The 12224-nt window shown below is 72.1% G+C and carries 10 protein-coding genes; 7 read left to right on the forward strand and 3 right to left on the reverse strand.

The window, feature by feature from the left end; translation table 11 throughout:
• Window positions 1–11 precede the first annotated feature (11 nt).
• From ACMGFI_RS09300 to ACMGFI_RS09320, 5 genes are all read left to right on the forward strand, one after another.
• Window positions 12–1496, forward strand: coding sequence for a hypothetical protein (locus ACMGFI_RS09300; protein ID WP_436909156.1), 1485 nt, complete (start codon window positions 12–14; stop codon window positions 1494–1496).
• A 119-nt stretch (window positions 1497–1615) separates the two neighbouring features.
• Window positions 1616–2071: a hypothetical protein gene (locus tag ACMGFI_RS09305; RefSeq protein ID WP_436909157.1), complete on the forward strand. Its 456-nt coding sequence runs from the start codon at window positions 1616–1618 to the stop codon at window positions 2069–2071.
• Between the two features lie 109 nt (window positions 2072–2180).
• Complete coding sequence (locus ACMGFI_RS09310; protein ID WP_436909159.1) at window positions 2181–2762, forward strand: hypothetical protein; 582 nt, start codon at window positions 2181–2183, stop codon at window positions 2760–2762.
• Between the two features lies 1 nt (window position 2763).
• Window positions 2764–3411: a DUF2238 domain-containing protein gene (locus tag ACMGFI_RS09315; protein WP_436909161.1), complete on the forward strand. Its 648-nt coding sequence runs from the start codon at window positions 2764–2766 to the stop codon at window positions 3409–3411.
• A 139-nt stretch (window positions 3412–3550) separates the two neighbouring features.
• Window positions 3551–4048 (forward strand): cupin domain-containing protein, encoded by a 498-nt coding sequence (locus ACMGFI_RS09320; RefSeq protein ID WP_436909163.1) that lies wholly within the window; start codon window positions 3551–3553, stop codon window positions 4046–4048.
• 57 nt (window positions 4049–4105) lie between these two features.
• Here ACMGFI_RS09320 and ACMGFI_RS09325 read toward each other — a convergent pair whose 3' ends face one another.
• The 3 genes from ACMGFI_RS09325 to ACMGFI_RS09335 all read right to left on the reverse strand — a co-directional run bounded on the left by ACMGFI_RS09325 (window position 4106) and on the right by ACMGFI_RS09335 (window position 7997).
• The gene (locus ACMGFI_RS09325) at window positions 4106–5677 is read right to left on the reverse strand and encodes a cryptochrome/photolyase family protein (protein ID WP_436909164.1); all 1572 of its coding nucleotides are present in this window, start codon (window positions 5675–5677) and stop codon (window positions 4106–4108) included.
• A 121-nt stretch (window positions 5678–5798) separates the two neighbouring features.
• Complete coding sequence (locus tag ACMGFI_RS09330) at window positions 5799–6791, reverse strand: DUF7972 family membrane protein (RefSeq protein WP_436909166.1); 993 nt, start codon at window positions 6789–6791, stop codon at window positions 5799–5801.
• A 132-nt stretch (window positions 6792–6923) separates the two neighbouring features.
• Entirely contained in the window at window positions 6924–7997 is a 1074-nt protein-coding gene (locus ACMGFI_RS09335) for an RAD23 family protein (RefSeq protein ID WP_436909167.1), read from the reverse strand.
• A gap of 159 nt (window positions 7998–8156) precedes the next feature.
• On the opposite strand from ACMGFI_RS09335, the gene ACMGFI_RS09340 reads away from it, so the two are divergent.
• On the forward strand, window positions 8157–10172 hold the full coding sequence (locus ACMGFI_RS09340) for a hydantoinase/oxoprolinase family protein (RefSeq protein WP_436909168.1): 2016 nt from the start codon (window positions 8157–8159) through the stop codon (window positions 10170–10172).
• A gap of 352 nt (window positions 10173–10524) precedes the next feature.
• On the forward strand, window positions 10525–12153 hold the full coding sequence (locus tag ACMGFI_RS09345) for a hydantoinase B/oxoprolinase family protein (RefSeq protein ID WP_436909169.1): 1629 nt from the start codon (window positions 10525–10527) through the stop codon (window positions 12151–12153).
• Window positions 12154–12224 lie beyond the last annotated feature (71 nt).

Here is a 12224-nt window from a genome sequence, read left to right on the forward strand (position 1 = left end):
GTGCCGATTCGATGGAAGACAACGAACGGAGCCGGAGACGGTTCCTCCGGGCGAGCGGACTCCTGGGCGCGGCCGGGCTCGCGGGCTGTACCGGCGTGTTAGAGGAGACCACGGCGACGCCGCCGGACGTGGGCGAGGCGTCGGACGTCGAACCGCTGGTGCCGACCGAGAGTCCGACGCCGACGGCGTCGCCCACCCCAGAGGAGACGGCCACGGAGACGGCCAGCCCTACGCCGGAGCCGCCGTCAGAACCGACGCCTCCCGAGCCCGACTTCGTCGTCGCGGCGGACGGGTCCGGCGACTACGACACGGTCGAGAAGGCCAAGCGCGTCGCCCGAGCGGGCGCCGTGATCGAGTTGAAAGACGGGTCGTACACCTGGCCGCTCGACCAGAGCGAGTCGGACTTGACCGTCGCAAAACCGCTCGAATTCGTCGGCGCCGGGCGGGACTCGACGACGCTGACGGTCGACTCCGACCCCACGGAGATCTCCTCCCAGGAAGCGCTGACGTTCTGGGATCTCACCCTCGAAAGCGCCGGGGATCGCTACTTCTACGTCGACGCTCCGGTCACGGCCAACTACGTCCGGTACCGAGTCCCGACCCGCGGGTGGCGGGGGAACCTGACCGTCTACGGGAGCTTCCGGGCGTACGAATCGCAGATCGATCTCCCCGACTCCACGGTCAGTGTCAGAGGGTTGAACCTGACTAGCTGCGCCGTCGACACGAGCGTCTACTTCGAGGGCGGGATCTCCGCGACCGACTGCGGCTTCGCCGGGCCGGTGCGGCTGTCCGACGCAGGCGGTCGGATCCACGACTGTTCGCTTGACGCCGGCGTGACGCTGGTCGACACCGACAGCTCGAACCTGACGATCACCAACTCGGTGCTACACCCCGACGGGGACGGCTACGCGGTCCGGATGGAGAATGGACCGGGACGCTGGGGACCGACGGTACTGAACTCGACCGTCCGCGGGCGGATCGGCGAGACCGAGGATGGGACGAGCGGTTGCAGGCTTCTCGAGGGGAACGTCTTCCGCGCCGACGATATCGATGCGGACTACTTCGTCGACGGGCGCGGCGCCTCGTTCATCTACCGGAACGCGTTCCGCGGAGCCGATATCCGTATCGACGAGGCGACTGTCGCGGTCGACGCCGACTGGAGCGAACTCGGCAACTACTACCCGACCTACGACAACGCCGACGAGGACGGCGACGGGGTCATCGACCTGCCGCGGCCGATCCCCGGCGAGGGGAAAGTGACCGACCGGTATTCGCTCGTGAACCCGGACCTCTCGGAGTATCCGCCGACCGACGCGGACCTCGTCATGCGGCTGTTCATCCGAAATCGGGACAGCGCGTTTTTCGAGTCCGACATCCGGGAAGAGACCGGGGTCGATTCGGCGGCGCTCGACGAAATCCTCCCTCGACTCGAAGAGCTCGGCGCTGCCAGGTCCGACGGCGACTACTGGGGCGTGGATCCAGGATATCTGGACTGACGGGCCAGGAAAACGGCCGTGAGACGCGGACATCTCGGTTTCTTCGCCACAGCCGGTCGGTCGACCGCCCCCGCGCCGGTGCGCAACTACTTTGTCCCGGACCGGTACAACGGACAGGTATGCCAACTCGACGCGGCTTTCTCGCCGTCGCCGGCGCGCTAGCGACCGCGGGGTGTTCGGGGCTGACGGGGTCGACTCCGACGCCCGAGGAGACGGCCGCCGCCGAGCCGGTGTTTCAGAGCCGGGTTCGGTCGGAGATCCCGGAAGGCGGGCACAGGACGATCGATTTCACGCCCGAGACGAACGGGTCGGTGCGGATCTTCTACGAGATGGGCGTCGTCGGCGACGGCGCCGTCGATGTCATGGTACTGGAGGGACCGGAGCTGGACGCTTACGACGCGGGTGATACGGTCTCGTACCATCCGGGGCTGTCGGCGTTCGACGTGAGCAGCGAGCGCCGCGAGCGTCGAGTACCGGCCCAGCGCTACGGGGTCGTTTTCGACAACACCGACGTGGCGACGGACTCGACGACCGACGTGACGGTCGAGCACACTGTCAGGGTCACGCGGGCCTGACCTTTCCGACCGGTCGTGCCGCCTGCGACCGGCTCTGTGCGCCCGTCAGCCTCACTGGGCCGGCAGGTTCCGGCCGCCGGCTTTTGCCGCCCGGTCGCCAACAGCCCGCATGACACGACTCCGGTCGCTCCGTCGCGGCGGGCCGGCGAACGCCGCGCTCGCGTGGCTGCTGGCGGGCGCGCTGGTGGCGGTGGCGGTCGCGAGCGCGCTCGCTGGCGACCTCGCGTGGGCGCTGCTCGCGCTCGCGCTCGCGGTGCCGGTCGCGGCGCCCGCGGTCGCCGCCCGCGATTTGACCGCGACGGTCCCGTGGGGGCTGACGCTGGCGGCGGTCGCCGCGGTCGCCGGTCCGTGGGTCGGTCTCCCGACCGAACTCGCGGGGTACCTCGCGGTCGCGGCGTTCGCGACGCTCGCGGTCGTCGACCTGGTCGCGTTCACGAGCGTCCAGTTGAGCCGGCGGTTCGCGGCCGTCTCGGTCGCGCTGACGACCATGGCCGCCCAGGCGGTCTGGGCCGTCGCGCAGTTCTACTCGGACGTGTGGCTCGGGACGGCGTACATCCCCTCGAAGACCGAACTGCAGTGGGACTTCGTCGCCGCGACGGCCGTCGCGGCCGCCGCTGGCGCCGCGTTCCTGTGGTACGCCGGGCGGTTCGAGGACACACTGTCGACGAACGGACCGACGGGGGCGACGTGACATGACCCTGGGCGACGCGCTCGGGCTCTCGGACGGCCAGGAGCGGCTGCTGACGCGGGGGCTACAGGCGGCGCTGGCGGCGCTGGCGGCCTACGGGGTCGGGACGGGTAGCTGGGGGACGGCCGTCAACGGCGCGGCCGCGCTGGCGGCCACGTTCCTCCCGGCGCTGATCCGCCGGGAGTACGGCTACGCGATGGACCCGGGGCTGGTGCTGTGGATCGCCGTCGCCGTCTTCCTCAACGCCCTCGGGTTCGCGGGGCTGTACGAGCAGTACCAGTGGTACGACGAGATCACCCACACCGTCTCGGGGACGATCATCGCCGGGATCGGCTACGCGTCGTTCCGCGCGGTCGAGGAACACTCCGGCGAGGTCGACGCGCCGCCGGCCTTCCGGGCGGCGTTCGTCGTCGTCTTCGTGCTCGCGGCCGGGGTCGTCTGGGAGCTGCTGGAGTTCGCGTCGGAACAGCTCGCGGCCGCGCTGGGCGCCGCGGCGCCGCTGGTCGTCTACGGCGTCGACGACATCGTGACCGACATGATATTCAACGGGGTCGGCGGACTTGCCGTCGCGCTGTGGGGCAGCGACTACGTCGGCGGGGTCACCGGCTTCCTCCGGGACCGGCTCGGCGGGGGCCCGTCGAGCGACGGGTGACTGGCGGCGATCGGTCTCCGTCACCGGCACGACTCCGACCGCCGCTAGCGGCAGTAACGGGCCGGTATGCGACACACCCACACACTACGGCGGTCCTTTATCCGGCGTCCCTGTCCAGCACGGGTCGGGGACCTTCGAGATGACGGACACGAGCCGAGAGCGGTACGACGTACAGGTCGGCGTCGGGGGTAACCTCGGCGCGGAACTGCGCCTGGCACCCGAAACGGGCGAGACCGACGTGGCGGTCGTCGAACACACGCTCGCGCCGGGCAAACTCGCCGCGCCCCTGCATCGCCACAGCGGCGAGGACGAGATCTCCTACATCCTAGAGGGCCGGATGGGCGTCCGGGAGGGCGAGGAGGTCTCGACCGTCGAGACGGGGGAAGTCGCGCTCAAGCGACGGGGGGTCTGGCACACCTTCTGGAACCCCGGTCCGGAGCCGCTCCGCTTTCTGGAGATAATCGCGCCCGGCGACTTCGCGTGGTACTTCGGCGAGGTGGCCGATATCCTCCCGGACGAGGGCCAGCCCGACGCGGACACCGCCGCGGAACTCGCGGCCCTCCACGACCGGTACGGCTTCGAGATCGACGCCGACAGCGTCCCGCGACTGGTCGAGCGACACGGACTCGAAGCCTGACGACGGGCAGGCGGCGGGACCGTCGGCACGCGCCACCGGCCCCCGATCCGCGATCCGTCACAGGTCGCCCTCCGCTTCCATCGTCCGGAGTTCGCTGACGCGCTGGTAGACCTCGTCCAACTCGCCGTCCGCGCGCTTGTCGTCGACGTGGCCGTAGACGAGGCTCATGCGGCGGTTGCTCCGCAGTTCGTCCTCGTTGCGCGCGAGGAAGTCCCAGTACAGCGCGTTCAGCGGACAGGCCCCCTTGCCGGTCGTCCGGTCGGGGTCGTAGGCGCAGCCCTCGCAGTAGTCGCTCATCCGGTCGACGTAGTTGGCGGAGGCGACGTACGGCTTGGTGGCGAAGACGCCGCTCCCGTACGACCCCATCTCGACGACGTTGGGCGTGGTCACCCAGTGGTAGGCGTCGACGAAGGTGGCGTGGAACCACTCGTTGAGTTCGGCGGGGTCGACCCCCCACAGCGTCGCGAGGTTCGCGAGGATCATCAGCCGCTGGATGTGATGGGCGTAGCCGCGCTCGTACACGTCGCCGACGGTACCGGCGACACAGGCCATGTCGGTGTCGCCGCTCCAGAACAGGTCGGGCAGCGGCCGGTCGGCGCCCAGCCGGCTCGCGTCGGCGAGCCCTGGCATCGTCCGCTCGTAGACGTGGCGCACGAACTCCCGCCAGCCGAGGAACTGCCGGACGGCGCCCTCCGCGGAGTTGAGCGGCACGTCGGCCCGGGACTCGTAGGCGTCCTCGACGGCGGTGACGGCCTCCCAGGGGTGGACCAGCCCGAGGTTGACCGCCGGCGAGAGCAAGGCGTGGGCCATCGCCGGGTCGTCGGCGCGCATCGCGTCCTGGTAGGGGCCAAAGTCGGGGAGCCGTTCGGCGACGAAGTGGTCGAGCGCGGCCAGGGCGTCCGCCCGGGTGACCGGCCAGGCGAAGCCCTCGGTCGACCCCCAGGTGTCGAACTCGTCGGCGACCCACGCGGCGACTTCGCGCGTGAGGTCGTCGCGTTCGGGCTCGTAGACCGGCGGGGGCTCCCAGTCGTCGGGCGGGACCTCGCGGTTGGCCTCGTCGAAGTTCCACTCGCCGCCGACGGGCTCGCCGTCCGCCATCAGGACGCCGCTCTCGCGGCGCATCCATCGGTAGAACTCCTCGTGACGGAACTGGTCGCCCTCGCTGTCCGCCCACTCGTCGAAGGCCTCGGGGGTCGAGCAGAACAGTTCGTTGGTGACGAGTTCGAGGTCCCCGCCGACGGCGTCGACGAGGTCGCGGAAGCGGTCGCCGCCCCGGTGGCTCGGCGAGCGCATCGCGACGAGCGTGTCCTCGTGGTGGCGGTCGAAGTACGTCGCCAGCCCCCCGCGGAACGTCTCGGCCCGCACGTACTCGACCTCGTAGCCGGCCTCGCGGAGTTCGTCGCGGGCGTGGCGCATCGCGGCGAAGACGAGCGTGAGCTTGTGGTGGTGGTAGGGCTTGCGCCGGGCGAACCCGCGGGCCTCGATCATGCAGACGCGCGAGCCGGCGGAGGCGCGGCCGAGCGGCCCGACCTCGGGGTGGAGGTGGGTCCCGAGGACCCAGGGGACGCGGTTCGGGTCGTCAAGGTCGTACTCGTCGGGGGTGCCGACGACCGGGCGTGGCTGTGTCATGGCGGAGACTGGGCCGGTACCGGTTCTAGCGTGACTCGCACAATAGAGACGGTACCCACACAGTTCGATCGCGGCCAGTCGGCCGTGTGGGCTCCCGAGGCTGCGGACCGCGGGGCGCCGTTCAGCCGTCGGTGATGAAGGAGTTGCGCAGCGGCGGGTAGCTCATCAGCGTCGACAGCCGGAGCATGTACGACAGCAGGAAGGCGAGCGGGCTGAAGACGAGGGCGCCGATGAGGGCGAACCCGAGGGCCGTCCCCACGTCCGACAGCGACTCCTCGACCGGACCCGCGTACCCGAGCATCACCAGGGAGGCGGCGAGCACGGCGAAAAAGCCGACGTACAGCAGGAGACGCGAGAGCGTCGCGATCTCCTTCTGCCCGTACAGCGTCTTCGCGTACTGGCGGGTGACGTTGAACAGCCGCAGCGTCTCCTGGAGGCGGTCGAACGGCTCGTCGGGGGCGGCCTCCCCGCAGTCGTGTTCGAGGTACTGGACGGTCTCGACGAGCCAGGCGCTGTTGACGCGCATCAGCGACGCCAGCAGGTCGTAGGAACCGAACTCCGAGGCGTCGAGTTCCCGCAACACCCCTTCGGTGCTCTCGACGATCTCGTCGCGGAGGAGGTCGCCGCGCCGCGCCAGCTCGGGATCGCCCGTGTCGGCGGCCGCCTCGGCGACGGCGTCGGCGCCCGTCCGGAGCGTCTCGACGAGCGTCCGGACGAACGCCGACGGCTGGGGCGGGATCAGCCCGATTTCGGCCTGAGTCTTGAGGTCGTCGCGGAGCTGTCTGATGCCCTCGTCGCGGCCGCGGAGCTCGTGGGGCTTGCCGAACTCCCGGGAGAGGACGAGCTGGTTGATCGTGATGGTGATCGGCACGAGCGTCAGGTTGCCGGAGATCAGGACGCTCAACAGCAGCGTGGCCGGGTCGTCGGCGCCGGGGTCGACGAGCCCGCTCAGGCCGGCACCGAGGAACGCCGCGAACGCGGCGGCGACGAACAGGGCGGCGACGAGCCACCGATTCGCGTCGAGCAGGACCCAGCGGTTCACCGACGAGTGGACCGCCCCCTCCGGGAGGGGGCTCGTCGTCGACGCCTCGACGGAGTGGTCGGAGTGGCTCACGCCCGGACTTGCGCACCGAGCGGCGAAAGCGGCCGCCCTGAAACTGCCACCGGGCGCGTCGACGCCCGGGCCGTGGCCCGGGACGGCTCCGCGCCCCTCCGACGCGCGACTCCGGTGTGTGACTCCGGTTCGCTACCCCGACGCGTTCTCGCTCTCCGTTCCGGCGGCCGTCGACGTGGCCCGGGGACCGTCGGGCGCAGCGGTGTCGGTGCTGCCGGGAGTCCTCGCGGTCGCGGTGGCGCTCGGGGGCGAGTCGGTCGCGGCAGTGCCGGCTGGGGTTCGACCGGTCGCGGTGGCAGTGGGCGACTGGTCGGTGGCAGCGTCGGTCAGGTTCGCGCCCGGGGCGGTGGCGGTGACGACCTCGGACCCGGGGACGCAGAACGCGTCGGGGCGGCGGACGGCGACGCCGCCGACCTCGGTGACGGTGAACGTCTCGATCTCGGTGGTGTTGACGATCCCTCCGATGGTGTCCCGCTGGATCGTCCGCTCGTGGCGGACGTGGCGGACGACCCCGCGGCGGTCGACCAGGACGGTGGACTCGACGGTCATCGCTTCCCCCGAGCCCACGAGGATCTCGATGTCGCGGGCCTCCTCGAAGACGCGCACCTCGGTGCCGTTCCAGGTGCGCGTGCCGACCCGCGTGTAGTCGTACGAGCCGATCCGGTCGTCGAGCCAGTTCACGCCGGTCAACGCGTCGCGGTACCACGACGACTCCGGCGAGTCAGAGTCGTACGGCTGGCGGTCGACGGCGACGCCGTCGTCGACCTGACGGAGCCGGTAGACGGTCCCGGCGACCGCGAACACGCGGACCGACCGGAAGCCCAGCGTGACCCCCTCGTAGGTGAACGCGCCGGCGCCGGGGGTGGCCCGCACTTGCGTGCCGTCCATCCGGAGAGCGAAGCTGTAGTTGTCCAGCGCCGCCCCGTGGCTGGCCACGAGGTCGGGACCGGTGAGGGTCCCGTTGGTCGTCGGGAGGGGAGCGGGCGTCGCCGGCGTCGGCGGCGGCGTCCGCTCGGCGCTCGCGACCCGCGGGGCGAGACACTCCGTCGGCGTCGGCGTCGGCGTCCGCAGCGACTCGGCGGTCGGGACCTCCGCGGGCGTCAGCGTCGCCGTCTCCGGACCGGGCGCCTCCCCCGTGGAGCCGCCGAAGGCGTTGCAGCCGGAGAGGACGACCACCAGCGCGACGACGACGGTACGTCGGTGCACGCTCGCCACTCGGGATTCGACCCGCAAAAACCTACGCACGGCAGTTCCGGGGGCGCGCTCGACGCGGTGACCGCCGGTCCGTCGCCGCCCGCGGTGGACGCGCGTCCACGCGCGGCGGCGACGGGGCAGGCTTATCGGCGCGCCGCCGCAGGGTCCGGTATGGACGCAGCCGACGCCGCCGACGCCCGCGACGCCCGCCTGGGCGTCGACGTGGGCGGCACCTTCACCGACGTGGCGCTGGTGGTCGACGGCGAGTTGACGACCGCGAAGGCGCCGACGACCGACGACCAGTCCCGCGGGGTCGTCGCCGGGATCGAGGCGGCCTGCGACGCCGCCGGCGTCGACCCGGAGGCGGTCGTCGGATTCCGCCACGCCACCACCGCCGCCGTCAACGCCGTGCTCGAAGGGGCGGGCGCCGAGACGGCGCTCGTGACGACCGCGGGGTTCGCCGACGCGGTCGAGATCGGTCGCCAGGACCGCCCGGCGCTGTACGACCTCTCGGCGGAGAAACCCGCGCCGCTCGTCCCGGCCGGGCGCCGCTTCGAGGTGGACGAGCGGGCGACCGCGGAGGGGATCGAGCGGGCCGTCGACCCCGAGGAAGTCCGGGCCGTCGCGGACGCGCTCGACGGGAACTGCGAGAGCGTGGCGGTCGCGTTCCTCCACGCCTACGCACACCCCGACAACGAGCGGCGGGCGGCCGAGATCCTCCGGGAGGAACTCTCGGTCCCGGTGTCGGCCAGCCACGAGGTGCTCGCCGCGTTCCGCGAGTACGAGCGGACGGCGACGACCGTCGCCGACGCCTACGTGACGCCGGTCGTCGACGACTACCTCGCGCGGCTCGACGAGCGGGCGGCGGACCTGGGGCTACCGGCGGTGCGAGTGATGGGCTCGAACGGCGGGATCGCCGACGCCGAGACGGTCCGCGAGCGCGCGGTCACGACGCTGTTGTCGGGGCCGGCGGCGGGCGTCGTCGGCGCCGCGCGGTTCGAGCGGGACGGGGACGCCGGGCTCGTCACCTTCGACATGGGCGGCACGTCCTCGGACGTGACCCTCGTCCGCGACGGCCGCGCCGAGCGGACGACCGACGCGGAGATCGGGGGCCACCCCGTCGGCGTGCCGATGGTCGACGTACACACTGTCGGCGCCGGCGGCGGGTCGATCGCCCGCGTCGACGAGGGCGGCGCGCTCCGGGTCGGGCCCGAGTCCGCGGGCGCCGAGCCCGGCCCGGCCTGCTACGGGAAGGGCGGCGACGAGCCGACCGTCACCGACGCGGCCGTGGTACTGGGGTATCTCGGCGCGGACACGACGCTCGGCGAGGGGCTCGACATCGACGCCGACCGCGCGGAGGAGGTCATGGAGGAACTGGCCGAGGAGGCCGGCCTCGACACCGTGATCGACGCCGCCAAGGGGGTCTACCGGGTGGCCAACGCGACGATGGCCCGCGCCATCCGCGGCGTCACCGTCGAGCGCGGCCACGACCCCAGGGAGTTCGCGCTCGCGGCGTTCGGCGGCGCGGGCCCGATGCACGCCGCGACGCTGGCCGACCGGCTGGGGATCGGGACGGTGCTCGTCCCGCCCGGCAACGGGGTCCTCTCGGCGCTGGGACTGCTGGCCGCCGACGAGCGCCACGACGCGACCCGGACCTACCGGACCGGCCTCGCCGACGCCGACCCCGAGGCGGTCGAGTCGGTGTTCGAGGGGCTGGCGGCGGACGCCCTCGGGGACGCCAGCGAGCCCGAAGCCGCCACAGTCGAGCGGGAGGCCGAGTGCCGCTACGAGGGACAGAGCTTCGAACTCGCGGTCGACGCGCCCGAGCCGTTCGACGCGGCGACGGTCCGCGAGCGGTTCCACGACGCACACGAGCGCGCCCGCGGCTACCGCATGGACGAGCCGGTCGACCTGGTGACCTGCCGGGTCACCGCGACGGTCTCGGGGGACCCGCCGGACCTCGCGTACGAGCCCGAGGGCGACCCGCTACTCGGGAAGCGCGACGCCTTCTTCGAGTCGGGGTTCTACCGCGCGCCGGTCTACGACCGCGCCCGCGTCCCGGTCGACGTGTCCGTGGAGGGACCGGCCGTCTTCGCCGGCGGCGAGAGCACGGTCGTCCTCCCGCCGCAGTGGACCGCCCGCGCCGACGAACGGGGGACGCTCGTGCTGGAGGCGGGCGAAAAATGAACTACAGTGTGACTTCCCGTCCGGCGTGCGCTGTCGCGCGCTCTCGTGCGCGCGACGGAACCGCGCGAGGGATGAGCGAGCGAGCGGGGCGAGCGAGCGAATCGGCTGGGGAGGCCCGTGGTTCGCGGTGTCGGTGCGGTCGTGTCGGGTGGACTGAAAGGGGCCGCTCGCTCCGGGAACCCGGGCGACGCAAGCACCGCAGCCGAGCGAAGCGAGGCGAGGCGCGCAGCGAGCCCCGGGACCGGAGCGGGCGGGGGATTTCAGCACTCGTTCCCGTCGGCCGGCTCGCAGCCGCTCACGCCACCAACCGACACACCACCCACCGATACGACACCGAAGGAGGCGACGACGGATGGTAGACCTCGACCCGGTCGAACTCGAGATCCTGCGGAACCAGCTTGAGAGCGTCGCAGAGGAGATGGGCCAGACACTCATCCGCGGCGCCTACTCGCCGAACATCACCGAGCGCCGGGACTGCTCGACGGCGGTCTTCGACGCCGACGGACGCATGATAGCCCAGGCTGAACACATCCCGGTCCACCTCGGCGCGATGCCCGAGGCCGTCGACGCCGTCCTCGATCGGGATCCGCAACCGGGGGACGTGTTCGCGCTGAACGACCCCTTCGAGGGGGGCACGCACCTCCCCGACGTGACGCTCGTCTCGCCGATCGCGCCCGGGCGGGATCCCGACTCCGACGACACCACCGACTCGGACGACCCCGAGATCCTCGGCTACGCGGTCTCGCGGGCCCACCACGCCGACGTAGGGGGGATGGCGCCGGGGAGTATGCCGGCCGGTGCGCGAGACATCCACCAGGAGGGGCTCCGCATCCCGCCGGTCCGACTGGTCGAGCGCGGCGAGATCCGCGAGGAGGTCGAGTCGCTCCTGCTCGCCAACGTCCGCAACCCCGACGAGCGCCGGGCGGACCTGCGGGCGCAGATCGCCGCTAACGAGCGCGCCGAGGTGCGGATCGGCGACCTCCTCGACGACCACGGCGACCGCCTGCTCGCCGCCTTCGACGCCGTGATCGACTACTCCCGCGAGCGCGTCGAGGCGGAACTCCGCGAACTCCCGGACGGCACCTACCGCGCGGCCGACGCCATGGAGGGCGACGGCGTCACCGACGACGACATCCCCGTCGAAGTCGCGGTCGCCGTCGACGGCGCGACCGTCGACGTGGACTTCGCCGGCACCGCAGACCAGGTCGCCGGCAACGTCAACGCCCCCCTCACCGTCGCCAAGAGCGCCGTATACTTCGTGATCAGGTGTATTACGGACTCCGAGATACCGCCGAACCAGGGCTGTTACGAGCCGGTCACGGTCGACGCGCCGGACGGATCGCTGTTGAACCCCGAGCCGCCGGCGGCGGTGGTCGGCGGGAACGTCGAGACGAGCCAGCGGGTGACCGACGTGGTCTTCGCAGCGCTGGCGGAGGCGGCGCCCGACCGCGTGCCCGCGGGCGGACAGGGGACGATGAACAACCTCGTCGTCGGCGACGCCGGCTTCGCCTACTACGAGACCGTCGGCGGCGGCGCGGGGGCCAATCCAGGGAGTGACGGCCTCTCGGGCGTCCAGGTCGGGATGACGAACACGCTGAACACGCCCGTCGAGGCGCTCGAAGCGGCCTACCCGCTCCGCGTCGAGCGCTACGCGCTCCGCGAGGGCAGCGGCGGCGACGGCCGATATCGCGGCGGCGACGGCCTCGTCCGCACGGTGCGGGTCGAGACCGACGCGACCGTCTCACTGCTGACCGAACGCCGCCGGCACGCGCCCCGGGGCATCGCCGGCGGCGAAGACGGCGAACCGGGCGTCAACCGCATCGACGGCGAACGCGTCGCCCCGAAGGTCACCTGGGAGGTGTCGGCCGGGACGACCGTCACCGTCGAAACCCCCGGCGGCGGCGGGCACGGACCACCGCCGAGCGACTCGGAGGGGGCCGGAGCGGACGACGCCGACGGCGACCCGGCCGACACCGGGTGACGGGTCGAACCGACGAGCGTGTTCAGTACAGGTGACGGCTATGGAACAGCCGACGTGGCGCGCGCTGTCGC

The sequence above is a fragment of the Halosimplex marinum genome (genome assembly GCF_051414075.1).
Classification (GTDB): Archaea; Halobacteriota; Halobacteria; order Halobacteriales; family Haloarculaceae; genus Halosimplex; species Halosimplex marinum.

Coding starts and splice junctions, on each gene's coding strand:
- ACMGFI_RS09300 (WP_436909156.1), top strand. CDS start 12: ATGGAAGACAACGAACGGAGCCGGAGACGGTTCCTCCGGGCGAGCGGA.
- ACMGFI_RS09305 (WP_436909157.1), top strand. CDS start 1,616: ATGCCAACTCGACGCGGCTTTCTCGCCGTCGCCGGCGCGCTAGCGACC.
- ACMGFI_RS09310 (WP_436909159.1), top strand. CDS start 2,181: ATGACACGACTCCGGTCGCTCCGTCGCGGCGGGCCGGCGAACGCCGCG.
- ACMGFI_RS09315 (WP_436909161.1), top strand. CDS start 2,764: ATGACCCTGGGCGACGCGCTCGGGCTCTCGGACGGCCAGGAGCGGCTG.
- ACMGFI_RS09320 (WP_436909163.1), top strand. CDS start 3,551: ATGACGGACACGAGCCGAGAGCGGTACGACGTACAGGTCGGCGTCGGG.
- ACMGFI_RS09325 (WP_436909164.1), bottom strand. CDS start 5,677: ATGACACAGCCACGCCCGGTCGTCGGCACCCCCGACGAGTACGACCTT.
- ACMGFI_RS09340 (WP_436909168.1), top strand. CDS start 8,157: ATGGACGCAGCCGACGCCGCCGACGCCCGCGACGCCCGCCTGGGCGTC.
- ACMGFI_RS09345 (WP_436909169.1), top strand. CDS start 10,525: ATGGTAGACCTCGACCCGGTCGAACTCGAGATCCTGCGGAACCAGCTT.